This window comes from Gordonia marina (assembly GCF_052036135.1).
Taxonomy (GTDB): domain Bacteria; phylum Actinomycetota; class Actinomycetes; order Mycobacteriales; family Mycobacteriaceae; genus Gordonia.
The window spans coordinates 19,272-42,813 of the sequence record NZ_JBPSDN010000013.1 but is presented as its reverse complement, the minus strand read 5'-3'; the positions used below and the strand labels follow the sequence as shown (position 1 = coordinate 42,813).

28 protein-coding genes are annotated in these 23,542 nt (G+C 70.2%); 24 read left to right on the top strand and 4 right to left on the bottom strand.

The features are described 5' to 3' along the window. Window positions 1–48: 48 nt before the first annotated feature. From ACSEEN_RS10385 to ACSEEN_RS10365, 5 genes are all read left to right on the top strand, one after another. A complete protein-coding gene (locus ACSEEN_RS10385; RefSeq protein ID WP_247865141.1) occupies window positions 49–294 on the top strand; it encodes a helix-turn-helix domain-containing protein in 246 nt (81 codons plus the stop codon). Window positions 295–539: 245 nt separating this feature from the next. Continuing rightward, window positions 540–641 (top strand): 30S ribosomal protein bS22, encoded by a 102-nt coding sequence (locus tag ACSEEN_RS10380; protein ID WP_003402602.1) that lies wholly within the window; start codon window positions 540–542, stop codon window positions 639–641. 62 nt (window positions 642–703) lie between these two features. Then, window positions 704–1,759, top strand: a complete 1,056-nt coding sequence (locus ACSEEN_RS10375; protein WP_298446462.1) for an NAD-dependent epimerase/dehydratase family protein — start codon at window positions 704–706, stop codon at window positions 1,757–1,759. A 63-nt stretch (window positions 1,760–1,822) separates the two neighbouring features. Next, a complete protein-coding gene (locus ACSEEN_RS10370; RefSeq protein WP_440713128.1) occupies window positions 1,823–2,896 on the top strand; it encodes a lysophospholipid acyltransferase family protein in 1,074 nt (357 codons plus the stop codon). 13 nt (window positions 2,897–2,909) lie between these two features. Continuing rightward, window positions 2,910–3,452: a hypothetical protein gene (locus ACSEEN_RS10365; RefSeq protein ID WP_440713127.1), complete on the top strand. Its 543-nt coding sequence runs from the start codon at window positions 2,910–2,912 to the stop codon at window positions 3,450–3,452. A gap of 171 nt (window positions 3,453–3,623) precedes the next feature. Here ACSEEN_RS10365 and ACSEEN_RS10360 read toward each other — a convergent pair whose 3' ends face one another. Together ACSEEN_RS10360 and ACSEEN_RS10355 are read right to left on the bottom strand one after the other, a co-directional pair. Then, the gene (locus tag ACSEEN_RS10360; protein WP_247865137.1) at window positions 3,624–4,295 is read right to left on the bottom strand and encodes a pyridoxamine 5'-phosphate oxidase family protein; all 672 of its coding nucleotides are present in this window, start codon (window positions 4,293–4,295) and stop codon (window positions 3,624–3,626) included. Window positions 4,296–4,484: 189 nt separating this feature from the next. Beyond that, window positions 4,485–5,672 (bottom strand): HAD family hydrolase, encoded by a 1,188-nt coding sequence (locus tag ACSEEN_RS10355; protein ID WP_247865136.1) that lies wholly within the window; start codon window positions 5,670–5,672, stop codon window positions 4,485–4,487. A 155-nt stretch (window positions 5,673–5,827) separates the two neighbouring features. Here ACSEEN_RS10355 and ACSEEN_RS10350 point away from each other — a divergent pair, with 155 nt between their 5' ends. The 18 genes from ACSEEN_RS10350 to ACSEEN_RS10265 all read left to right on the top strand — a co-directional run bounded on the left by ACSEEN_RS10350 (window position 5,828) and on the right by ACSEEN_RS10265 (window position 22,440). Then, window positions 5,828–6,097, top strand: a complete 270-nt coding sequence (locus ACSEEN_RS10350; RefSeq protein WP_247868099.1) for a glutaredoxin family protein — start codon at window positions 5,828–5,830, stop codon at window positions 6,095–6,097. A gap of 131 nt (window positions 6,098–6,228) precedes the next feature. After that, the gene (locus tag ACSEEN_RS10345) at window positions 6,229–7,557 is read left to right on the top strand and encodes a glutamyl-tRNA reductase (RefSeq protein ID WP_247865135.1); all 1,329 of its coding nucleotides are present in this window, start codon (window positions 6,229–6,231) and stop codon (window positions 7,555–7,557) included. 35 nt (window positions 7,558–7,592) lie between these two features. Further along, window positions 7,593–8,534 (top strand): hydroxymethylbilane synthase, encoded by a 942-nt coding sequence (hemC, locus tag ACSEEN_RS10340; RefSeq protein ID WP_247865134.1) that lies wholly within the window; start codon window positions 7,593–7,595, stop codon window positions 8,532–8,534. A gap of 73 nt (window positions 8,535–8,607) precedes the next feature. Continuing rightward, window positions 8,608–10,230: a bifunctional uroporphyrinogen-III C-methyltransferase/uroporphyrinogen-III synthase gene (locus tag ACSEEN_RS10335; RefSeq protein ID WP_440713126.1), complete on the top strand. Its 1,623-nt coding sequence runs from the start codon at window positions 8,608–8,610 to the stop codon at window positions 10,228–10,230. A gap of 51 nt (window positions 10,231–10,281) precedes the next feature. Further along, a complete protein-coding gene (gene hemB, locus ACSEEN_RS10330; protein ID WP_247865132.1) occupies window positions 10,282–11,283 on the top strand; it encodes a porphobilinogen synthase in 1,002 nt (333 codons plus the stop codon). A 3-nt stretch (window positions 11,284–11,286) separates the two neighbouring features. Further along, complete coding sequence (locus ACSEEN_RS10325) at window positions 11,287–11,883, top strand: hypothetical protein (RefSeq protein ID WP_440713125.1); 597 nt, start codon at window positions 11,287–11,289, stop codon at window positions 11,881–11,883. Beyond that, window positions 11,880–12,332: a hypothetical protein gene (locus ACSEEN_RS10320; RefSeq protein WP_440713124.1), complete on the top strand. Its 453-nt coding sequence runs from the start codon at window positions 11,880–11,882 to the stop codon at window positions 12,330–12,332. Before ACSEEN_RS10325 ends, ACSEEN_RS10320 begins: the two co-directional genes overlap by 4 nt. Beyond that, on the top strand, window positions 12,332–13,099 hold the full coding sequence (gene mce1N, locus ACSEEN_RS10315; RefSeq protein ID WP_440713123.1) for a transport-regulating membrane protein Mce1N: 768 nt from the start codon (window positions 12,332–12,334) through the stop codon (window positions 13,097–13,099). Before ACSEEN_RS10320 ends, mce1N begins: the two co-directional genes overlap by 1 nt. Then, window positions 13,096–13,989, top strand: coding sequence for an SGNH/GDSL hydrolase family protein (locus ACSEEN_RS10310; RefSeq protein ID WP_440713122.1), 894 nt, complete (start codon window positions 13,096–13,098; stop codon window positions 13,987–13,989). The genes mce1N and ACSEEN_RS10310 overlap by 4 nt, the downstream gene beginning before the upstream one ends. Window positions 13,990–13,998: 9 nt before the next feature. Then, window positions 13,999–14,490, top strand: a complete 492-nt coding sequence (locus ACSEEN_RS10305) for a hypothetical protein (protein ID WP_440713121.1) — start codon at window positions 13,999–14,001, stop codon at window positions 14,488–14,490. Further along, window positions 14,487–15,041 (top strand): hypothetical protein, encoded by a 555-nt coding sequence (locus tag ACSEEN_RS10300; protein ID WP_440713120.1) that lies wholly within the window; start codon window positions 14,487–14,489, stop codon window positions 15,039–15,041. Before ACSEEN_RS10305 ends, ACSEEN_RS10300 begins: the two co-directional genes overlap by 4 nt. Before the next feature lie 117 nt (window positions 15,042–15,158). After that, on the top strand, window positions 15,159–16,529 hold the full coding sequence (hemL, locus tag ACSEEN_RS10295) for a glutamate-1-semialdehyde 2,1-aminomutase (RefSeq protein WP_298446471.1): 1,371 nt from the start codon (window positions 15,159–15,161) through the stop codon (window positions 16,527–16,529). A gap of 28 nt (window positions 16,530–16,557) precedes the next feature. Further along, the gene (locus ACSEEN_RS10290) at window positions 16,558–17,184 is read left to right on the top strand and encodes a histidine phosphatase family protein (protein ID WP_247865124.1); all 627 of its coding nucleotides are present in this window, start codon (window positions 16,558–16,560) and stop codon (window positions 17,182–17,184) included. Then, window positions 17,181–17,795: a TlpA family protein disulfide reductase gene (locus ACSEEN_RS10285; protein WP_371307184.1), complete on the top strand. Its 615-nt coding sequence runs from the start codon at window positions 17,181–17,183 to the stop codon at window positions 17,793–17,795. The genes ACSEEN_RS10290 and ACSEEN_RS10285 overlap by 4 nt, the downstream gene beginning before the upstream one ends. Then, the gene (locus tag ACSEEN_RS10280; RefSeq protein ID WP_371307183.1) at window positions 17,792–18,595 is read left to right on the top strand and encodes a cytochrome c biogenesis CcdA family protein; all 804 of its coding nucleotides are present in this window, start codon (window positions 17,792–17,794) and stop codon (window positions 18,593–18,595) included. The genes ACSEEN_RS10285 and ACSEEN_RS10280 overlap by 4 nt, the downstream gene beginning before the upstream one ends. Then, window positions 18,592–20,280, top strand: coding sequence for a cytochrome c biogenesis protein ResB (gene resB / locus ACSEEN_RS10275; protein WP_440713119.1), 1,689 nt, complete (start codon window positions 18,592–18,594; stop codon window positions 20,278–20,280). Before ACSEEN_RS10280 ends, resB begins: the two co-directional genes overlap by 4 nt. A 50-nt stretch (window positions 20,281–20,330) precedes the next feature. After that, window positions 20,331–21,323, top strand: coding sequence for a c-type cytochrome biogenesis protein CcsB (gene ccsB, locus ACSEEN_RS10270; RefSeq protein WP_298446477.1), 993 nt, complete (start codon window positions 20,331–20,333; stop codon window positions 21,321–21,323). A 268-nt stretch (window positions 21,324–21,591) separates the two neighbouring features. Then, a complete protein-coding gene (locus ACSEEN_RS10265; RefSeq protein ID WP_283255317.1) occupies window positions 21,592–22,440 on the top strand; it encodes a 3-hydroxybutyryl-CoA dehydrogenase in 849 nt (282 codons plus the stop codon). A 165-nt stretch (window positions 22,441–22,605) separates the two neighbouring features. Here ACSEEN_RS10265 and ACSEEN_RS10260 read toward each other — a convergent pair whose 3' ends face one another. Together ACSEEN_RS10260 and ACSEEN_RS10255 are read right to left on the bottom strand one after the other, a co-directional pair. After that, a complete protein-coding gene (locus ACSEEN_RS10260) occupies window positions 22,606–22,749 on the bottom strand; it encodes a hypothetical protein (protein WP_247865120.1) in 144 nt (47 codons plus the stop codon). A gap of 39 nt (window positions 22,750–22,788) precedes the next feature. Then, complete coding sequence (locus tag ACSEEN_RS10255) at window positions 22,789–22,995, bottom strand: BldC family transcriptional regulator (protein WP_247865119.1); 207 nt, start codon at window positions 22,993–22,995, stop codon at window positions 22,789–22,791. Window positions 22,996–23,174: 179 nt separating this feature from the next. On the opposite strand from ACSEEN_RS10255, the gene ACSEEN_RS10250 reads away from it, so the two are divergent. Further along, window positions 23,175–23,528, top strand: a complete 354-nt coding sequence (locus ACSEEN_RS10250) for a DUF4229 domain-containing protein (RefSeq protein WP_247865118.1) — start codon at window positions 23,175–23,177, stop codon at window positions 23,526–23,528. The last annotated feature ends 14 nt before the right edge of the window (window positions 23,529–23,542 follow it).

The following is a 23,542-nucleotide window of genomic DNA, read 5'->3' as shown; positions in this document are numbered from 1 at the left end:
GAGGGGAAGCCGGTGGCCGCGATGCGTGCACCGGAGGTTTATATATTCATGGCTGCTGCAGATAAGCCTGGAGATAGGAACGACTTCGCCGACGCCCGCACCGCGGGCGCCAGTTCGGCGTCGCAGTTCCTCACCGTCGCCGAGGTCGCCGCGCTGATGCGCGTCTCCAAGATGACCGTGTACCGCCTGGTGCACAATGGTGAGCTGCCCGCCGTCCGCGTGGGCCGCTCGTTCCGTGTGCACGCCAAGGCTGTGCACGACTACCTGGAGACCTCCTACTTCGACGCCGGCTAGTCGACCGGGTCCTTCGCCGAGTTCGTGACGGTCGAGCGGAGTCGAGACCACACGGCAGATGTGTGGCCTAGACTCCGCTCGATCGGCATGGAAGGCGCAGCCGATTTCGCCATGAAGTCGGGTAATCGCTAGAATGAACACTCGGGTCCCGGTCGCTGCTGAGCGGGACTGGAGCGCCGCCGTTCGTCGTCGCTTGACGCCGTGGTGGCCTACGGACCATCAGCACCGATCGTGAGGAGACCCCCATGGGTTCAGTGATCAAGAAGCGCCGCAAGCGCATGTCGAAGAAGAAGCACCGCAAGCTGCTGCGCCGCACGCGCGTTCAGCGTCGCAAGCTCGGCAAGTGACGATCATGTGAAAGAGACCCGCCCGATCCCGGGCGGGTCTCTTCGTTCGTTAACCTGATGTCATGTCTGAGGCAGCGCCGATCACTCCGCCGCGGTCGGTGCTCGTCACCGGCGCCTCCAGTTTCATGGGCGGCTACCTGGTGTCGCGGCTGGCCGAGAACCCGGACATCGAGCGCGTGGTGGCCGTCGACTCCCGGGTGCCCACCAAGTCGCTGATGCGGCGGATGGGGCGCGCGGAGTTCCTGCGCCTGGACATCCGGCGCCCGGCCATCGCCAAGGCGCTCGCCAGCTACGAGGTCGACACCGTCGTCCATGCGGCGCCGTCGCTCATGGATTCGGCCGGTCATTCCCCGGCCATCAAGGAGCTGAACGTCGTCGGCTCCATGCAGGTGTGCGCGGCCTGCCAGCGCACCCCCAGCGTCAAACGGCTGATCCTGCGGTCCACAGCGATGATCTACGGCGCCAGTTCCGGTGACCCGGCGTACTTCGCCGAGGGGACACCCGCGCGTCGCGAGCCGCGCCGCGGCTACGGCCGGGACATGCTCGACGTCGAGGGTTACGCGCGCGGCCTGGCCCGGCGCCGCCAGGACATCGCCGTGACCATCCTGCGTCCGCAGGCCATCCTCGGTCCGCGGATCGCGACGCGGATGAGCGCCTACCTCGCGATGCCGGTGGTGCCGGTGGCCTTCGGGCATCAGGCGCGACTGCAATTCCTGCACGAGGAGGACGCGCTGGCGGCGCTGGAGCACGCCACCCTGCGCCGCATCCCGGGCACCTTCAATCTGGCCGGCGACGGCGTCGTCAGTCTGTCGCAGGCGGTGCACCGCGCCGGACATCTGCAACTGCCGGTGCCCGCGCCGCTGCTGACCTCGCTGATCGGTGTCCTCAAGGACGGCCGCGTGCCGGTGATCCGCAGCGAACAGGAGAGCTACCTCGCCTTCGGCCGGGTGCTCGACACCACCCGCATGCGCGGTGAGCTGGGATTCGAGCCGCGCTACACGACGCTGCAGACGCTCGACGACTTCATCGAACGCGGCCGCACCGAACCCGCCATCGGCGCCTCCGCGTGGCGTTCGCTGGAACGTCGGGCAGTGTCGGCCGCCACTGCGCTGTTGTGAACAGGGCACTACGATGAGGGATCGCAGATCGGCACCGATACCGGGAGAGGGGGTACATCCGCAATGGCCTCGATCGACAAACCAGCGGACGCGCGCACCGCGAAGGTGATCTCGCTGTACACCTCCGGCGCCCGCGCGGCCGCCACGGCGCAGGGGCATCCGAACACCGACGGCTTCGGCCGTCCGGCGGCGGACGTCGTCCCGATCAGTAACGAGATCCTGCTGCCCGACGAGCCGTCGCAGACGATCGATCCGGTCCGGAACTCGCCGCTCTTCAGCCTCGGCGGCCTGCGGTCCGCGGTCGCCGACACCCTGATCGCCACGTCCGGCTTCATCCGCGAACGGATGACCGGCGACTACGCCGTCGACGACTTCGGCTTCGACCCGCACTTCACCGAGACGGTCTGGTTCCCGGCCGTGCGGCAGCTGTACCAGAAGTGGTTCCGGGTGGAGGTCTCCGGCGTGGAGAACCTGCCCGCCGAGGGGGCGGCGCTGCTCGTCGCCAACCACGCGGGGACCATCCCGGTCGACGCGATCATCTGCTCGCTCGCCGTGCGCGACAACCACCCGAACCAGCGGTACCTGCGGCCGCTCGCGGCAGACATGGCCTTCGACACCCCGGTGATCAGCGACATCGCGCGCCGCATCGGTGCCACGCTGGCCTGCACCGACGACGCCGAGGCGCTGCTGCGTCAGGGCGAACTGACCGCGGTGTGGCCGGAGGGCTTCAAGGGCATCGGCAAGATGTACAAGGACCGCTACAAGCTGCAGCGCTTCGGCCGCGGCGGGTTCGTGACGACGGCGATCCGCACCGGGGCGCCGATCATCCCGATGTCGATCGTCGGCTCGGAGGAGATCTACCCGATGGTCGCCGACCTCAAGCCGCTCGCCAAGGCGCTCGGCCTGCCGTACTTCCCGGTGACACCGCTGTTCCCGCTGCTCGGGCCCCTCGGCCTGATTCCGCTGCCGTCCAAGTGGCACATCCACTTCGGCCGGCCGATCGACACGTCGTCGTACGACGTGACCGCCGCCGACGACCCGATGGTGGTCTTCGACCTCACCGATCACGTCCGCGAGGAGATCCAGCAGACGCTGTTCCGGATGCTTTCGCGCCGCGGCAGCGTCTACCTCGGCTGATCGGGTCTGCGGGATGAGTGGAACGGCGGACGGCAGGCTCGTCGTCCACGCCTGGCTCAGCGTCCCGAAGATCCTGGCCGGGATCGTGGTCGCTTTCGTGGTCGTCATCTGTCTAGGGACGGGCGCTGAGAACGTGGTCAAGGCGCTGGTCGGCGCCGGTGATTCGGCACCGGGGGCCGGTGGGGCTCTGATCATCGTCGGTCTGGTCATCGCCGCCGCATTCACAGGCATTCTGCGGCTACTCAGGCGCCAGATCGCGGTCCTGGACCCCGGCGGCATCGTCATCTCGGGCCTCGATCCGCAGGTCGCGAGTCTGCGCTGGTCCGAGGTCAGGCAGGTGAGCCTGGTGGTGCGGGGCGCCCGGCGGCAGTGGGACGTCCCGGAGATGAGTTTCCACATGTCGTATCCGTACGCGCCGACCCTGGACTTCAGGCCCGGCGTCCGCCCCAAACCCGCCCGGGTGCTCGCGTACATCGCGACGGTCGCCCCGCAGGTCGCGATCGATGACCGCGGCCGCCTAGCCGCCCCGCCCCTCGGCCGTCATGGAGGGGTTTGACCCAAGCGTGACGGGCCGGGACGACCCGGTCGGCGCGTTCGGTGATGACCTGGGGTTTCGCAACCCCGACGGTGGGATACGCCACGGTACTGGTCAATCCGCGAGGAGCCGGCGCTGATCCGCCGGGCCGCTGGCGTCGTCCGCGCTGCTGGCGGATCTGGACGGCGCGGGCTAGGTAGCGCCCGCGTCACGGAAGAACGCCAGCGGCCCCGCGTCCGGATCCACCGGACCCGACGCGATACGACGCACCGAGGCGGGGGTCTCGCCACCGGTGTACCGGCGAGCCTGTCCGAAACCCGAGACGACGTCCACGACGCCGGTCCACTCGGCGGAGTCGGAGCTCGGACCGCCGCGTCGGGCCTTGGCGATCCAGTGGTCGTCGACGATCGGCAGCCGCAGAATCGCCGTGGCGGCCAAGTCCTTGGCGGTCGGTGGCGGCAACTCGGCGGACCGTCCGGGAAGGATCGCGTCGGTGAGAGCGATCAGGGCGGCGGCGGGGTCGTCGCAGGCCGTCAGGTGTCCCCGCAGAACCGCCGAGCGGTAGTTCGCCGAGTGGTCCATCAGCGTGTCGGCCACGACGAGCCCGTCGACCAGGGTGACGGTCAGTGTCACCGGTGCACCGGCCGCGACATGGCGCAGCGCGCCCGCGCCGGTGGAGCCGTGCACCAGGACGTCGTCGCCGACACGGGCGAAGATCATCGGGACCGACCAGGGGAAGCCGTCGACGACGGTCGACAGCGTGCCGACCCACGTCGAATCGAGGATCTCGTCGAGCAGCTCGCGATCGCCCCGGCGGTCGCGTTTCCGCTTCAGGGAGCCGAGGATGTCCGGTTCGGTGACCATGTCGACTCATCCTCACCGCGCGGGCCGCCGTCGGCAACCGAATTTCCGGCGGGCCGTGGCGATAGCGGCGTAGTCGCGCGCCGCGGGCGAATCCGGATCAGGCGGGTCGGGTAGCGCCCGCGTCGTGGAAGAACGGCGGCGTGCGGGAGACATGCCGGCGTCGTCGTCGACGACGGGTCCCCGCGCGGCCTATCGGTGGGCGAGCCGCTCGCGCAGGAGATGCCCGACGATGAACGCGCCGCCGGTCGCCGCGCCCAGGACCATCGCGCTGCCCAGGCCGTACTTGGCGGCCTTGCGTGCCGTGCGGAAGTCGTACGACTCCCAGCCGCGGACCTTCGCGACGTCGCGCAGGTCGGCGTCGGGGTTGATCGCGACCGCGGTGCCGACCAGCGAGAGCATCGGGACGTCGTTGTAGGAGTCCGAATACGCGGTGCACCGCTTGAGGTTCAGGCCCTCCCGGACGGCGAGCGAGCGGATGGCGTGCGCCTTGCCGGGGCCGTGCAGGATGTCGCCTACCAGCCGGCCGGTGAAGATGCCGTCCTCGCTCTCGGCGACCGTGCCGAGGGCGCCGGTCAGGCCGAGGCGCTTGGCGATCACCTGCGCGAGCTCCACCGGGGTCGCGGTGACCAGCCACACCTGCTGTCCGGCCGCCAGATGGCGCTGGGCGAGGGCCTGCGTGCCGGGCCAGATCTTGTCGGCGATGTAGTCGTCGTAGATCTCCTCACCGAGCTGCACCAGTTCCTCGGTGGGGCGTCCGGCGATGAAGCTGAGGGCCTTGTCGCGACCCTGTGCGACGTCGTCCATGTTCTCCCGGCCGGTCAGCCGGAACTTCGCCTGCTGCCAGACCGCCGACATGATGTCGCTGTACGAGAAGTACTTGTGCGCGGCCAGGCCGCGGGCGAACAGCACGATCGACGCGCCGTGCACCAGCGTGTTGTCGACGTCGAAGAACGCGGCCGCGGTCAGGTCGGTGATCTGCCCGTCCGCGGTGGCCGCCTCGTCCGGGATACGGGCCCGCAGCGACTCGATCGCGGCGGTGGCCGATGCCTCACCGGCGAGCACCTGCCGCAGTTCGGCCGCGCTCTGCCGGAACCGGCCGGCCCGGTCGGACAGCCATGCGGCGACGCGGCGGCTCTCCTCCTCTTCGCGGAGCGCGGCCTCCGCGGCCTCACTGAGCTCTTCGCCGAGTTCGGCCTCGGCGGCGTCGATCTCGGCGTCCGTCACATGCTCGCCGAACTGCTCCACCGCCAGCTCCTGCGCCTCGCGCACCGACGCGGCGAGTTCGGCGTCGTCGTCCACGCTGGCCCCGGGCTCGGGGTCGGTGGATTCGGGCGACGGGGTGAACTCGTCGTCGGGTTCGGGCGCGTTGCGGCTCACGAGCCACCTCCTCGGGCAGTCGGGTGAAGCGGATGCCCCCAGCCTATCGCGGGGAACCGACGGCGGCCCGCGCGCGAGGGCGCGTCGTACGTCACGCCGCGTGGGTAGACTCGCCGGTCGTGGAAGCCTCGAAGAATCGCCCGGTCGTGACCCTGATGACCCGTGCCGGATGCCACGCGTGCGCCACCGCGCACGACCAGCTGTCCGCGATTCTCGCCGGCTACGGACTGACCGCCGAGATCGTCGACGTCGATGCGGCGGCCGCCGCCGGCGACCCCGAGCCGCGCGCCGAGTACGGCGACCGGGTTCCGGTGATCCTGCTCGACGGCGCCGAACACGGCTACTGGGAGGTCGACGAACCGCGGCTGCGGGCCGACCTGGAGGCCCGTCTCGGACCGGTCCCAGGCGCCGCCGCGGAGGGGTGAACGGGCCGGTTCACCAGGCACATGGTGTCTTTCGCGCGGCGTGAACTAATCTGTGTAGTACATGTGCTCGCCTCGGGGACGTGAACGCGGCGTGAAATCGGTGCCGCGCAAGTACGAGGAACGGTGACAGCGTGAGTCTTTTGTTGTTCGGGTTCTCCCATCGGAGTGCACCCGTCCCGGTGCTCGAACGACTCGCCGTCTCCGACTTCGATCGCCCCAAAGTGGTCGAATCGCTCATGCAGAGCCGCGCCGTGTCCGAGGCCATGCTCGTCTCCACCTGCAACCGCATCGAGGTCTACGCGGTGGTCGACGCCTTCCACCCCGCCCTCGAGGCCGTCGGCCAGGTGCTCGGTGACCATTCCGGGATGGCGGTCGGCGAGATGACCGATCACGCCTACGTCCACTACTCCGAGGCCGCGGTGGAGCACCTGTTCACGGTGGCCGCCGGACTGGACTCCATGGTGGTCGGCGAACAGCAGATCCTCGGGCAGATCCGCAGCGCCTACACCGTCGCCGACGAATGCCGCTCGGCCGGCAGCACCCTCCACGAACTCGCGCAGCAGGCCCTCCGTGTCGGCAAGCGCGTCCACACCGAGACCGGCATCGACCGGGCCGGCGCCTCCGTGGTGTCGGTGGCGATTCAGCGGGCCCGCGCCGTCCGCGGTGAAGGCCGGCCGCCGATGCGCCGCGCCGTGGTGATCGGCGCCGGCGCGATGGGCTCGCTGGCCACCAGCCAGCTGGCGCGCGAGGGCGTCACCGAGATGATCGTCGTGAACCGCACCGCCGACCGGGCCGCCGAACTCGCGGCCGGTGTCGCCGAACGCTACGGCGTCAGCGCCCGCGGCGTCGGCTTCGACGACGTCGCCGCGGCGATGGCCGACGCCGACATCGTGGTGACCGCGACCGGTTCGGTCACCCCGGTGCTCCAGGTGGGCGACGTGCACCAGGCGCTGATCCGGCGCCAGTCGATGGTGCCGCTGATGATCTGCGACCTCGGCCTGCCCCGGAACGTCGACACCGCCGCGGCCCGGCTGCCCGGTGTGCACGTGATCGACATCGAGAGCCTGCGCGGGGTCTCCGAGGCCAAGGCGGCCGTCGACGACGCCGCCGCGGCGCGCACCATCGTCGCCGCCGAACTGGCCGACTATCTGGCCGCGCAGCGACAGGCCCAGGTCACGCCCACCGTCGCCGCACTGCGCCAGCGGGCCGCGGACGTCGTCGAGGCCGAGATCCTGCGCCTGGAGAGCCGCCTGCCCGACCTGGACGCCGCCCAGCGCGACGAGGTGGCCAAGACGGTGCGCCGCGTCGCCGACAAACTGCTGCACGCGCCGACCGTGCGCGTCAAACAGCTCGCCTCCGCCGGGAACGGCGATCACTACGCCGAGGCGCTGCGCGAGCTGTTCGAGCTCAAGCCGGGCACCGCCGAACAGGTGGCGGCCCCGGATTCCGGACTGTCGTAACCGGCCCCAGGGCCGGGTGAACCCCGAGGAGATTCGTGTCCGACCCTGCTCCCATCCGTATCGGTACCCGCGGCTCGCTGCTGGCCACCACCCAGGCGCAGGGCGTCGCCGACCGGCTCGCCGCGCTCGGGCATCCCGCCGAACTGGTGATCATCAAGACGCCCGGCGACCTGTCGGCCGCACCGGTGGAGCAGATCGGGGTCGGCGTCTTCACCACCGCGATCCGCGTCGCGCTGCGCGAACGCGACTGTGACGTCGCGATCCACTCCTACAAGGACCTGCCCACCGCGCCGGAATCCGACCTGGCGATGGCCGCGGTTCCCGAGCGGGTGGATCCGCGAGATGCGCTGGTCAGCCGGGATGGCATGGTCCTCGGTGAGTTGCCGGTGGGCTCGGTGATCGGGACGTCGTCGCCGCGTCGGGCCGCGCAGCTTAGAGCACTGGGTCTCGGTTTGGAAATTCGCCCCCTTCGAGGCAACCTTGATTCTCGGTTGGGCAAAGTCGCGAACGGTGAACTGGACGCGGTGGTCGTCGCCCGAGCCGGACTGGTACGCATCGGCCGCGCCGATGTCGTCACCGAGGCACTGGACCCCGTGGTCATGGTGCCCGCGCCGGCGCAGGGGGCACTGGCCGTCGAGTGCCGCGCCGACGATGCCGAACTGGTGAGAATCCTCGCTGAGTTGGACGACCCGTCCACCCGAGCGGCGGTCGACGCCGAACGCGCGGTGCTCGCGGCCCTGGAGGCCGGGTGCACGGCACCGGTCGGCGCCATCGCCGAGGTGGTCGAATCGCTCGATGACGCCGGGCGCATCTTCGCCGAACTGTCGCTCCGCGCGGTGGTGGCGGCCGAGGACGGATCAGAAGTGATCCGCGCTTCGGCGGTGGGTCCGGTCGATCGGGCCGCCGAGCTGGGCAGGGATCTCGCCGCCGAACTGCTGGAGCTCGGTGCCGCCGCACTCGTCGGACCGGAGTCGTGACCTACGACCCCGCCTGACGGCTCCCGCGTGAACGAACTGCAGCCCCGCGGGCGGGGCAGGAGAGTGCTGACGCATGAGCCGTACCAAGAATGCTAATCCCGGCCGGATTCTGTTCGTGGGGTCGGGTCCCGGTAACCCGGATCTGCTGACTGTGCGCGGCAAAGAAGTACTGGTCAACGCGACGGTCGCCTTCGTCGATCCCGACGTGCCCGCCTCGATCGTGGGCCTGATCGGCTCCGCGCACAGCGTCGCCGCCGAGGTCCCCGAACGCGCCGGCCGCAAGGCCGCCGCCGACACCGAGCCGCCGGCCCCGGTCGAGGAGACCGAGCAGGTGGTGCGACCGGCACTGGGCGACCCGGCGCAGGTCGCCAAGACCCTCGTCACCACGGCGCGCACCGGCGTCGACGTGGTGCGCGTGGTGTCCGGTGATCCGATGACCACCGACGTGGTGCTCGCCGAGATCACCGCCGTGGCCCGCACCACCGTCGCCTTCGAGGTGCTTCCCGGACTGCCGCACGCGGCCGTCGTGCCGGGTTTCGCGGGCCTGCCGCTCGGCTCCGGCCACACCGTCGCCGATGTGCGCGGCGAGGTCGACTGGGCGGCGCTGGCCGCCGCGCCGGGCCCCCTGGTGCTGCACGCCACCGACGGTCACCTCGGCGAGGTCGCGAGCGCGCTGACCGAGCACGGCCTCGCCGCGCAGACGCCGGTCGCCGTCACCGTCAACGGCACCACCTGCCAGCAGCGCACCGTGGAGACCACCCTCGCGGCGCTCACCGAGCAGGCGGCCGGCCTGGCCGGCTCGCTGATCCTGACCGTCGGCAAGCTCGTCGGCCAGCGCGCCAAGTTCTCCTGGTGGGAGTCGCGGGCCCTGTACGGCTGGACCGTGCTGGTGCCGCGCACCAAGGACCAGGCCGCCGACATGAGCGAGCGGCTGATCGGGCACGGCGCCATCCCGCGCGAGGTCCCGACCATCGCCGTCGAGCCGCCGCGCAGCCCGGCCCAGATGGAGCGCGCGGTCAAGGGCCTGGTCGACGGCCGCTACCAGTGGATCGTCTTCACCTCCACCAACGCCGTCCGCGCGGTCTGGGAGAAGTTCGCCGAATTCGGCCTGGACGCCCGCGCCTTCTCCGGCGTCAAGATCGCCTGCGTCGGCGAGGCGACCGCCGCCAAGGTCCGCTCCTTCGGCGTCGAACCCGAGCTGCTGCCGACCGGCGAGCAGTCGTCGCTCGGCCTGCTGGAGGTCTTCCCGCCCTACGACGAGATCTTCGACCCGGTCGACCGAATCCTGCTGCCGCGTGCCGACATCGCCACCGAGACGCTGTCCGAGGGCCTGCGTGAGCGCGGCTGGGAGATCGACGACGTCACCGCGTACCGCACCGTGGGGGGGGCCCCGCCGCCCGCCGAGACCCGCGAGATGATCAAGACCGGCGGTTTCGACGCGGTCTGCTTCACCTCGAGTTCGACGGTCCGGAACCTGGTCGGCATCGCGGGCAAGCCGCACGCGCGCACCATCGTCGCCTGCATCGGCCCGAAGACCGCCGAGACGGCCATCGAGTTCGGGCTGCGCGTGGACGTGCGCCCGGAGAACGCCTCGATCCCGGATCTGGTCGACGCGCTCGCCGCGCACGCCGCCGCGCTGCGTGCCGAGGGGGCGCTGCCGCCGCCGCGGAAGAAGTCGCGCCGCTCGCGGTCCTGATCCCGGGCCCGTTCAGCCCGCTCTCAGTGTCGACTTCGTACGATTGAGGGCATGGATCGTCCCGTGATTCGTCCCCGCCGCCTGCGCGGCACCCCCGCCATGCGGCGGCTCGTCGCGCAGACCCGGCTCGATCCGGCGCAGCTGGTGCTGCCGATGTTCGTCGCCGACGGCATCGACGCGCCGCGGGCCATCGTCTCGATGCCCGGCGTGGTGAACCACACGCTCGACTCGCTCCGCGTCGCCGCCCGTGCGGCCGTCGACGCCGGTGTCGGCGGCCTGATGCTGTTCGGCGTGCCGAAACCCGAGGACAAGGACGCGAGCGGGTCGTGCGGGGCGCGCCCGGACGGCATCCTGAACCGCGCGCTGAGCGTGCTGCGGGCGGACCTCGGCGACACTACGGTCCTGATGGCCGACACCTGCCTGGACGAGTTCACCGATCACGGCCACTGCGGCGTGCTCGACGCCGACGGCCGCGTCGACAACGACGCGACGCTGGAGCTGTACCGCGAACTGGCGGTCTCCCAGGCGCGCGCCGGGGCGCACGTCGTCGCCCCGAGCGGCATGATGGACGGCCAGGTCGCCGCGATCCGGGACGCGCTCGACACCGCCGGGTTCTCCGGCGTCTCGATCCTCGCGTACACCGCCAAGTACGCGTCGGCCTTCTACGGCCCGTTCCGCGAGGCCGTCGGGTCGTCGCTGGAGGGGGATCGTCGTACCTACCAGCAGGATCCGGCCAACCGCAGCGAGGCGGTGCGCGAACTGCTCGCCGACCTCGACGAGGGCGCCGACATGGTGATGGTGAAGCCGGCGATGAGCTACCTGGACATCGTGCGCGACGTCGCCGACCTGTCGGACCGGCCGGTCGCGGCCTATCAGATCTCCGGTGAGTACTCGATGATCTGTGCCGCCGCCGAGCGCGGCTGGATCGACCGGGAGGCCGCCCTCGACGAGGCCGTGCTGTCGATCGTGCGGGCCGGTGCGTCGATCGTGCTGACCTATGCCGCGGTCGAACTCGCCGGCCGACTCTCCGCCATCCACCTGACTAACCTGTAAATCATGACCGTCCCGTCGCTGCCTCCGCGCGCCCCGGCACCGCCGGTGCCGTCGGCCGGCCCCGGGGAGCGCCCGGCCCGCCCGGAGAGCGTGACCGCGGTCCTGCAGCTGGCGCCGGTCTCGATCGCCGCGGGGCTGGTCGCGTTCATCGGCGACTACCCGTCGGTGCGGGCGCAGGCGCGCGAGTCCGCGCAGAAGTACGCCGCGCAGCAGGGCAGACCGGAGTCGGCCGACGGCTACCAGACGATGCTGGCGCTCGGCAGCATGGTGGTCTCGGCGGTCATCGTCCTCGGCGTGGTGGCGGTGGCGCTCACGATGATGCTGCGCGGCCATCGGTGGGCGCGGATGCTCGTCGGGCTGCTCGGCGCGGTGACCGCGGTGACGATGGTGTTCGACGTGGCCGGCATCGATTTCGGGCTGTCGAACGGTGCCGCCGATGTGCCGCTGCCCGCCTGGGCGACGGTCGCCCAGATCGTCGGCGGAGTCGCCGCGATCGGTATCGCGGTGGCCGCGATGCACCCGGATACCATGCGCTATGTCGATACGCTGGCCAAGCGGCGCGGCCGCACCACCAGTTCAGGACGAGGGAGTCGATCATGACCGATGCGGCGACGGCGAAGCCGGATCCCGCGCGACGGCCGAACACGGTGCGGTGGGCGCTGCGGCTGTGGCTGACCTCCGGTGTCCTGCTGATGATTCTCGGCGTGATCTCGATCATCACGTCCGCGTTCGGTGCGGGCTGGCATCTCGGTGATCTCGCGGTCGCGGTGATCGTCGTCGGTATCGGCCTGGTGTACGCGTCGCTCGCACGCAAGGCCTACTGCCAGCCCCAGTGGCGGGGCTCGCTGGCCGCGTTGACCGTGGTGGTCGTGATCATGGTGCTGGTGCTGACCATCGGCTATCAGTCACCCGGGCTGGCCGTGGTCCTCGCCGCCGCGGTGGTCGGTCTGGCCGGGTCGATCCTGGCCTACCGGCCGGACGCCGATGCGTGGTTCAACTGCCGGCTGAACCGCCTGGCGGCCGCCGCCGGGTCCGGGAAGGACGAGTAGTGGCGGACGACGCCGATCGCGCCGAGCACGATGATCGAGCCGAGCACGATGATCGAGCCGAGCATGATGATCGAGCGGAGTCGAGATCAGACGACGCCGATCGAGCAGAGCCACCCCTTGACGGTCGCCCTTCGACCGCGTGTCGTCGCACGCTCCGCCACGCATGCTCAGGACCCGCGGAGTCGAGATCGGCCCGCGCCGATCGAGCGAGAGCCCGCCGGGGGCCCGCCGAAGAGGCGGGATCGGAAGAGTCCGACGCCGTCGCCGATGAACCGGTCGTCGACGAGGGCGAAGTCCTGTTCTACGAGCCGGGCGGCAGCTGGCGGGTAGTCGCGATCGGTCCGGTCCTGATCGGCGCGATCCTCATCATGGAGATATTCGGCAAGGGACAGGTGCATTGGCCGGTCCTGTCGATCTTCTTCGTCATCCTGGTGGGCTTCTCGGCATTGCAGGTGGTGGCCGCGCGCCAGCACGTCAGCGTGCGGCTGACGGAGACCACGCTGCGCCAGGGCGCGCAGACCATCCCGCTCAGCGCGATCGCCGAGGTGTACCCGGAGAACCGGGGCGGTGAGCACCAGAAGTGGGAGAGCGCCCGCGCTCTCGGCGAGCTTCCCGGCGTGCCGCGCCGGCGCAAGGGCGTCGGGGTGAAGCTGAAGAACGGGAAGCTGGCGCAGGCCTGGGCGCGTGACGTCGACCGCTTCCGGACCGAGCTCACCGAGGCGCATCTCGCGGTGAAGATGGGCCTGGAGCCGAAGAAGCGGTCGTGACCCGGCGTCGCTGGATGCTGCTCTCGGCGGTGGTGCTGGTCGTGCCGGTCGTGATCGCGGTGGTGCTGGTGGTCCGCCGGCCCGCGGAGCCGGTCGAGGCTTCGCCGTCGACCTCCCAGACCGGCGAGCCGTCCGCGGCCGTCCACGCCCACCTTGGCGACAGCTACGCCGCGGGCACCGGGTTGAAGCCGCTGGTGCCCGACTCGTCGCTGCTCTGCCAGCGCGGCACCGCGAACTTCGGCGAACTCCTGGCCCGGCGGCGCGGCTGGGCGCTGACCGACGTCTCCTGCGCCGGTGCCACCACGGCGAACCTGCAGGAGGGCCAGTACGAGGGCGTCGGCCCGCAACTCGATGCCCTGTCGCCGAAGACCGAGACCGTCACGCTCACCCTCGGCGGCAACGACGCGAAGCTGTTCTCCACGGTGGTCGGGGAGTGCACCCGTCTCGGCCGCACCGATCCGTCGGGCGCCCCGTGCCGCCGCAGCCTGGGCGACACCCTGACCGCGGCGATCTCGACACAGGTGCGGCCCGCCTTGACCTCCGGTTTCCGGGAGATCGCCGCGCACGCACCGCACGCGCGGGTGTTCGTGGTCGGCTACCCGTGGCTGCTGTCGGCGAGCGGCTGCTTCGACGTGATCCCGATCGCCGCCGGCGACGTGTCGTACGTGCGGGGTGTCCAGCGGCAGCTGAACGACGCCGTGCGCGAGGCCGCGAAGGACGCGGGAGTGGTCTACGTGGACATGTCGCGGCGCTCGGCCGGGCACGACGCCTGCGCGGGCCCGGCACGCTGGATCACCCCGGTCGGCAACGGCGTCGGCTCGATGCACCCCAACGCCGCGGGCCAGGCGGCCATGGCCGACGCCGTCGCCGCCGCGATGGCCGGTCACTGATCCGGGCCGGTGCAGCTGCCTGCCGGTGACGCCGGGCTGGTCGTGCACGACCGGAAGGAGGATCCTAGACCTATGAGCACGAGCCTGGACCCGTCGACCGAGACGGCGGTCACCACCTACGCGGATTTCGCGCGGCTGTGGCGCGCTCGTGCGGATCTTCGGGGTGACCCGTCATTCGCCGTCCGGGTGCTGAGGGAGAGCGTGCTGCAAGCTCAGCGAATGCCTCCCGGCCCGGAGTTGGACCGATTTCATGCCGAGCCGCCGGCCGTCGGCTCGACCGGCTGGGATGCGCTGGTGGCCGGCGCGGCGGTGTTCACCGGTGCGGGCCGGGTATCGCGTGGCGTGCTGGACTGGACGCGATCGCCGGATCGATGGAGTCGCGAACTGTTCGATCCCCTCGGCGTGCCCGCGAAGTATCTCCTTCTCGAAAGCCTCCGCACGCCTGCCGCGCTTCGTGAGCGGAACGTCATCTTGTCCATCGGTAACCTGCAGGGGGTGTGATCGAGGTGCCCGAGATCGAATTCACCGCGGACCAGATCGACGAACTCCTCGGTGCGCTGGAGGAGGAACTGCGTCGGCGCGGTCTGGCGGGGATCATCTTCATCGTCGGCGGTGCCGCCATGGCGCTGGCCTACAACGCATCGCGATCGACCGGCGACATCGACGGTGTTCTGCGCCCGCGCGACGATCTACTGGCGGCGGCGGATGCGGTCGCCGCCGAGCGCGGCCTCCCGAAACACTGGCTATCCGACGGTGTCACGCAGATACACATGCCTGATCGCGCCGATCCAGCCCCCATCACCCGGGTGATCGGCCCGGCACTCACCATCGAGATCGCCTCCGCGGAGTATGTTCTCGCGATGAAGGCGATGTCGACGCGGCACTCCGACGGCGACCTTCGGGACGCCGCCGAACTCTGCCGCCTCCTCGGGATTTCCGACGAGCACCAGATCGAGCAGACGGTCCGGAGGTTCTACGGCGGCGACGTCTCGGTATTCGGTGCGCAAGAACTGTGGTTCGACAGGATCGCCGAGCGGGTCCGCGACGAGTGACGGGCGCCGGCGATCCGGGGCTTCCGCAGTGAGATGCATCCCCCGAAAACGCCCGGAGCTGGCCTTCCGGTCGCGCGCGATTGGGAGCCCGCGCACACATTTGGAACACTGGAGGTCATGGTCCGTCCTTCTGCCCTCCCCGAGCAGGCCACCGTCGTCAGTGCCGGGCTCTTCGCCCGGGCGAGCGACGCCATCCCGGGCGGGGTGAACTCGCCGGTCCGCGCGTTCTCCGCGGTGGGCGGAACACCCCGCTTCATCAAGTCCGCGTCCGGATACACGCTGACCGACGTCGACGACAATCGGTACGTCGATCTGGTGTGCTCGTGGGGGCCGATGATCCTCGGCCACGCCCACCCGGCGGTCGTGGATGCGGTGCGCACGGCGGCGACGAGCGGACTCAGCTTCGGCGCCCCGACCGAGGCGGAGATCGCCCTGGCCGAGGCGATCATCGGGCGCGTCGACCCGGTCGAGCGCGTCCGGCTGGTCAACTCGGGCACCGAGGCCACCATGTCCGCGGTACGACTCGCCCGCGGCTTCACCGGCCGCAGCAAGATCATCAAGTTCGCCGGCTGCTACCACGGCCACGTCGACGCTCTGCTGGCCGACGCCGGCTCGGGTGTCGCCACCCTGGGCCTGCCGACCTCGCCGGGTGTCACCGGGGCCTCCGCGCACGACACGCTCGTCCTGCCCTACAACGACCTCGACGCGGTGGCGCAGGCCTTCGAGTTGCACGGCGACGACATCGCCGCGGTGATCACCGAGGCCGCCGCGGGCAACATGGGCGCCGTCGCCCCGCTACCCGGCTTCAACGCCGGCCTGCGCGAGCTCACCCGCCGTCACGGCGCACTGCTGATCATGGACGAGGTGATGACCGGGTTCCGGGTCAGCCCGTCCGGCTACTACGGGCTCGACGGCGTGGCCGGTGACCTCTACACCTTCGGCAAGGTGATGAGCGGCGGCCTGCCCGCCGCGGCCTTCGGCGGCCGCGCCGACGTCATGAATCACCTCGCCCCGGTCGGTCCCGTCTATCAGGCGGGCACCCTCTCCGGGAACCCGGTGGCCGTCGCCGCCGGCCTCGCCACGCTCGAGCACGCGACCGCCGAGGTCTACGCCGCGCTCGACGCCAACTCGCTGCGTCTGCAAGCGCTGCTGGGCGAGGAACTGACCAAGGCAGGCGTGGCCCATCGCGTGCAGGCCGCGGGCAACCTGTTCAGCGTGTTCTTCCTCGACGACGCGTCGTTCCCTTCGACAGGCTCAGGGGGCGGTGGCCAGATCGCCGACTATGCGTCGGTGAAGGCCACCCAGACCTGGCGCTTCGCGCCCTTCTTCCACGCCCTGCTGGCCGGGGGCGTGTACCCGCCGCCGAGCGCCTTCGAGGCGTGGTTCGTATCCGCGGCACTCGACGACGACGCCTTCGCGCGCATCGCCGATGCCCTTCCGGCCGCCGCGGCAGCGGCTGCCGCCGCCGTCCCACCGGCGGCCTCATGACCTGCCCAGTGGCTCGACAAGGAGCGAAATGAAGACGATCGTCCACATGATGCGCCACGGCGAGGTCTACAACCCCGACGGGATCCTGTACGGCCGGCTGCCGGGCTTCCGGCTCGCCGACAACGGCCGCGCGCAGGCGCAGGTGGTCGCCGACACCCTCGCTGACCACGACATCGCCGCCGTCTTCGCGTCGCCGCTGCAGCGTGCCCAGGAGACGGCCACCCCGATCGCGTCGAGCCACGGCCTGACGATCCGCACCAACGACGACCTCATCGAGGCCGACAACCAGTTCGAGGGCCTGCGGGTCTCGGTCGGCGACGGCGCGCTCGGCAAGCCGCGGCACTGGGCCAAGCTGCGCGACCCGTTCACCCCGTCGTGGGGCGAGCCGTACATCCAGATCGCGCATCGCATGCTGTCGGCCGCCAACGTCGCGCGAGAGGCCGGCGCCGGCCACGAGGTGGTCTGTGTCAGCCACCAGCTGCCGGTCTACACCCTGCGCCGCTTCCTCGAGGGCCGTCGTCTGTGGCACGACCCCCGCGTCCGGCAGTGCTCGCTCGCCTCGCTGACCAGCCTCATCTACGACGGCGACGAGCTCGTCGACATCGTCTACACCGAGCCGGCCGGCGCCTCCGATCCCCGGATCACCGGCGCGTGAACGGCGTGCATCCCGCTGCCGGGCGCCGCATCCTGGTCGCGCTTACGGCGCTGATCTGCGGCGCGCTGGTGATCAGCGGCTGCAGCACCGGCGACGACGCCGTGGTGCAGGGGCAGGGCAACCAGATCGTCGCCCCCGGCGGTAAGACGGTGATCACCTATGCCGCGAAGGATCGCAAGCCGATCGGCAACGTCTCCGGCCCCGACCTGCTGACCGGGCAGACGATCGACCTCGACTCGTACCGGGGCAAGGTCGTGGTGGTCAACGTGTGGGCGTCCTGGTGCCCGCCGTGCCGCAAGGAGGCGACCGACCTGGAGCAGGTGTTCACCCAGACGCAGGCCAAGGGTGTGCAGTTCGTGGGCATCAACTTCCGTGACGACAAGGGCTCCGCGCAGGACTTCGTCCGCGACCGCGGCCTCACCTACCCCTCGATCTACGACTACGGGGGGCGGAGCCTCGCGGCCCTGCGCGTCCCGGTCGGCGCCGTCCCCACCACCGTGGTCCTGGATCGGCGGTTGCGCCCGGCCGTCGTCTATCTGAAGTCGGTCGGCCCGGACGAGCTGCGCGACGCGATCGACCGCGTGCTCGCCGAGGAGCAGCCCGCGCAATGACGTCGATCCCGCTGGCGAGCGTCGCCGACACCTTCGCGAACACCGCGTCCTCCGGGCCGCTGCTGCTCGCGCTGGGGGTGTGCGTGCTCGTTGGCCTGGTGTCGTTCGCGTCGCCGTGCGTGGTGCCGCTGGTGCCCGGTTACCTGTCGTACCTGGCCGGACTCGTCGGTGCCGAGGCGCCGGCCGTGGTGCCGGGGGAGGCCCCCAAGAAGGGCCGGATGCGGGTGCTCGGCGCGGCGCTGCTGTTCGTGTTCGGGTTCACCGTGGTCTACGTGCTGATGACGGTGGCCTTCTTCGGGCTCACCGGCGCCCTGTACAACGAGGACCGCCTGCTGCTGTTGCAGCGGATCGGCGGCGTCGTCGTCATCCTGATGGGCCTGATCTTCCTCGGTGCCATCCCGATGCGGGACCGGCAGCTGCCGATCATGCAGATGTCCAACTGGATCGGCGCGCCGCTGCTCGGCGCCGTCTTCGCGATCGGCTGGATCCCCTGCAGCAGCGCGACCCTCAGCGCGGTGCTGCTGACCGCGCAGGGCACCGAGGGCATGACGGTGTTCCGCGGCACCCTGCTGGTGGCGGGCTACTGCTTCGGCCTCGGCCTGCCCTTCCTTATCCTGGCGTTCTCGTCGGCGTGGGCGGTCCGCAGCCTGGGCTTCCTGCGCCGCAACGCCCGCGTCATCCAGCTGGTCGGCGGCGCCCTGATGATCGTCGTCGGGGTGCTGCTGCTGTTCGGCTGGTGGAACGACATCGTCGACTGGATCCGGATGCGACTCGTCTTCGACATGGAGCTGCCGATATGACCGCCACTCTTCCGGCCCCGCCGCGCCCCGGCCCGGCCCGCCCGAATCCCGTCGTGCGCTGGGTGATCCGCCCGCTGCGCAAGGCGTGGCGCGAGCTGACCTCGATGCGCACCGCGCTGGCGCTGCTCTTCCTGCTCTCGCTCGCCGCGGTTCCCGGCGCGCTGCTCCCGCAGCGCGAGCTGAACGAGGCCAAGACCGAGCGCTACATCGCCGCCAAGGGCACCTTCGGGGTCTGGATGGACCGTGTCGGCCTGTTCCACGTCTTCTCGTCGCCCTGGTTCACCGCCATCTACCTGCTGCTGTTCATCTCCCTCGTCGGCTGCATCACGCCGCGGATCTGGGAGTTCTACCAGCAACTCCGCGCCCAGCCGGTGCCCGCGCCACGCAATCTCAAGCGGCTCCCGCGGCACATCACCGAGACCGTCGACGGCACCCCCGACGAGCTGGCCGACCGGATCGGCACCAACCTGCGCGGCTGGCGCAAGAGAACCCGGACCATCGAGCCGAACAAGCAGTACCCGGACGGCGCCGTCGAGATATCCGCGGAGAAGGGCTACCTGCGCGAGGCCGGGAACCTGGTGTTCCACATCGCGCTGGTCGCCATGCTGGTGTCGATCGCCCTCGGCAAGCTGTGGGGCTACGAGGGCACCCGCACGCTCGTCGCCGGCGACGACCAGGTCCTCTGCAACACCTCCACCGCCGTGTACGACTCGTTCCGCTCCGGCGCCATGGTCGACGGCACCGGCATGGGCGGCTTCTGCATCAAGGTCGACGACTTCGAGGCCACCTTCCTGCCCAACGGCCAGCCGGACATGTACACCTCCAAGGTGTCGTACACGACCGACGTCAACGCGCCGGAGGACACCTGGAAGCGCACCACCATCAAGGTGAACCATCCGCTGCGGATGGACGGCGAGCGCATCTACGTGCTCGGCAACGGCTTCGCCCCCACCTTCACGGTGACCTTCCCGAACGGGGAGAAGCGCACCCAGACCGCCCCCTACCTGCCGCAGTCCACCCAGACCATGCTGTCGGAGGGGGCGATGCGCTTCGACACCCCGGCCGGGATGTATCCGGATGAGGACACCCGCCGCAAGCACCAGATCGCGATCGACGGCCTGTTCGCCCCGGACCCCGTCTACCACTCGACGCTGCTGATGTCGCAGTCGGCGATCGTGCACGACCCGGCCGTCGCCATCCGCGTCTACGAGGGCGACGCCGGTCTCGACACCGGCCGCGCGCAGAGCGTCTACACCCTCGACCGCGACCTGATCGACCAGGGCCGGCTGGTCCGCAAGGCCTCGGTCAACCTGACCGTCGGACAGTCCACCACCATCCCGGGCCCCTCCGGCGACACCGTCGTCACCTTCGACGGCTACAAGCGCTGGGTGTCCATGCAGGTCAGCTACGACCCCGGCCAGGACTGGGTGCTGGTCTCGGCGATCGTCATGCTGGTCGGACTGGTGGTCTCGCTGGTGATCCGGCGTCGCCGGATCTGGGTCCGGCTTGTCCCGATTGCTCCCGGAACCGTCGACGACGATGGACCGCACGGCGATCAGCGACGTACTGTAGTAGAGGTGGCCGGGCTGGCCCGGACCGATCAGGCCGGCTGGGGCGAGGGCTTCGAGGAACAGGCCCGCGGGCTGCTGGTCGAGGGCGGCCGTGCCGCCGTCGGCAAGTTGTGAGTTCAGAGGCACGAGTGGAGAACTGAGGAGTCGGGCACGTGAACACGGACATGGCCGCCTACGTCAACGAGACGCTGGGCCGCTACTCGGATCTGCTGTACGGGACCGCACTGGGCGTCTACATCCTCGCGATGCTGATGTTCCTGATCGCGCTGGGCATGCAGAGCACCAACAAGAAGGCGTTCGCCGAGGTGGCGGTGGCCGACCGGGAACTCGTCGGTGCCGCCGCCGGCTCCACGGCCGGTTCGGTGCCCATCGCCGGGGACCGCACCCCGGGCCGGATCGCCGGACCGGAACGCAAGCCCCGTCGCCCCCGCGCCGCGGTGCTCAGCGCCGCCGCCTACCCGGTGGTCTTCGTCGGCATCGCCGCGCAGATCGCGTCGATCGTGCTGCGCGGCCTGGCGACCGAACGCATGCCGTGGGGCAACATGTTCGAGTTCATCTCGCTGACATGCGCCGCCGTCGTCGTCGGTGGACTGGTCGCCCTGCGTAAGGCCGAGTACCGGCCGCTGATGGGCGTGGTGCTGGTGCCCGTCAGCCTGATGATGTTCATCGCGGGTAAATGGCTGTACGCCCAGGCGGCACCGGTGGTGCCGTCGCTCAAGTCGTACTGGCTGGCGATCCACGTCTCGGTGATCTCGATCTCGTCCGGCATTCTGCTGGTGTCCGGTGTCCTGAGCCTGTTGTTCCTGGCGCGCGAGCGCTGGCCCGAGCGGACCGACTTCCTGCCCCCGGCCGCCGCGATGGACCGCGTCGCCTACAAGTGCGTCGTCGTCGCGTTCCCGCTGTTCGGCCTGGGCGTCGTGTTCGGAGCGATCTGGGCCGAGTCGGCCTGGGGCCGGTTCTGGGGCTGGGACCCCAAGGAGGTCGTGAGCTTCATCGCGTGGATCGTCTACGCCGCCTACCTGCACGCCCGGGCGACCGCGGGCTGGCGCACCGCCGCCGCCTGGATCAACGTCGCCGGCTTCGCGACCCTGCTGTTCAACCTGTTCGCGATCAACCTGGTGGTCTCCGGCCTGCACTCGTATGCCGGAGTCAGCTGACACCGAACCCGCGAAGGGGCGAGAGCCCAGAGCTCGTCGAGCCGATCGAGACAGTAGGCGAGATCGTGCCTGGCCCTGAGCGGTCGAAGGGGCGAGACCCCTATAGCTCGTTGAGCCGGTCGGGCCGCCAAGCAAAGATCGAGACCCCCATAGCTCATTTGAGCCGATCGAGCCGCGAAGCAAAAATCGAGACCCCTGTAGCTCATTGAGCCGATCGAGCCGCTAGGCGAGATCGAGTCGAAATGATCCAACCGAAATGGAGAATGAATTGAAGAATGTCGGAGTGATCGGCGGCGGCACCATGGGCGCCGGTATCGCCGAGGTCCTGGCCAAGGCCGGATCGACCGTCCGCGTCCTCGAGCGCGCGGAGGCCGTCGACGCCGCCCAGGAGCGGATCGCCAAGAGCCTGGCGCGTGGCGTCAAGGCCGGCAAGCTGAGCCAGGAAGACGCCGACGCCGCCCTCGCGCGCGTCACCGTCACCACCGAGATCGACACCTTCGCCGACAGCGACCTGGTGATCGAGGCGATGCCGGAGATCGAGTCGCTGAAGCTGGAGTACTTCCACAAGCTCGACGAGATCATCCGCCAGGACGCGATCCTGGCGACCAACACGTCGTCGATCCCGGTGATCCGCCTGGCGAACGCCACCAAGCACCCCGAGCGCGTGCTCGGCATGCACTTCTTCAACCCGGTGCCGGTGATGCCGCTCGTCGAGATCGTCACCACCCTCAAGGTGGACCGCGCCGTGGTCGACAAGGTGGCCGCGTTCGCGACGGACACCCTCGGCAAGCGCACCATCGAGTCCAAGGACCAGGCCGGCTTCATCGTCAACGCGCTGCTGATCCCGTACCTGACGAACGCGATCCGCATGTACGAGTCGGGCTTCGCCAGCGCCGAGGACATCGACGCGGGCATGGTCAACGGCTGCGGCCATCCGATGGGCCCGCTGCGCCTGTGCGACACCGTCGGCCTCGACATCTGCTTGGCGGTCGCCGAGTCGCTGTTCGCCGAGTTCGGCCAGCCGCACTACGCTCCGCCGGTGCTGCTGCGCCGCATGGTCGATGCCGGCTACCTGGGCCGCAAGACCGGTCGCGGCTTCTACGACTACGCCAAGTAGATCCCGGATCTGTCCTGACCGTGACGTCACCCGGGCGGCGGCGCCGTCATCGCCCCGGAAGCCCAGGCCGGGTCCGCCGGCCGCGGACGCTACGTCACAGTCGGGACAAGACGACAACGTGAAAGGGCGCCCACGGATCTCCATGGGCGCCCTTTCACGTCGCGATCACAGCTTGCGCAGGAACTCGGGATCGTCGTCCGGGCCGCGCGGTGCATCGCGTCGCGGAGTCGGGGCCTTGGGCGACCGCGCGATCCGCCAGACGACGAAAGCCACCGCGATCACCACGATGAGGACGTACACGAGAGGCATTCCTCCACGGTACCCGTCGCGGCGGCGGGGACGGTCGGCTCAGCGGTTGAGCAGCGCCACCACGTCGGCCTCGCGGAAGCGGCGATGTCCGCCGGGCGTCCGGATCGAGGGCAGCACACCGGTGCTGGCCCAGCGGGCGACGGTCTTGGGATTCACGTTGAACATCTCGGCGACCTGACCCGGCGTCAGATTGTGCTGGCGTGCCAGGGTCGGGGTGATCTGGGTGGGATTCTCGGCGATGGTCATCGCTGCCTCCATTGGTTCGACGTGAACATGTCCCGTCGGGACGTTCTGTTGGTCGACTCCATAAGTACACCGCGAAGTACCAGGTGCTCGAATGGTCAGTAAACGGTAAAGAGTCGGTAATGTCCGACTGGCGAGGTTCTGTTTCGGCCCCGGCAGCGCGGCGACGTAGGCTGAGGGGCATGACTGACGACCAGGCCGGATCCGCTCGCGGCGACCTTTCGAGCACCGACGAAGCCCCCGCGAAGAAGGCGACGATCGGCTCGCTGATCGGCTGGATCGCGCTGTACTCGGCGGTCCGGCTGGGCCTGGTGGTGGTGATCGCTTTACTCATCATCGGCGTCGGGCTGCTCTTCGGCGTCAAGGTCTGGGTGGTCGCCGCCCTCGCGTTCGGCGTGGTGATCGCGATCCCGCTCGGCATGGTGCTGTTCAAGCCGCTGCGTCTCAAAGTCAATGCGCAGATCACCGAGATCGACGCGGACCGCGCCGCGCGCAAGTCCGACCTTCACGCCCGGCTGCGCGGCGACGGGCAGTAGACGTGGCGCTCGTC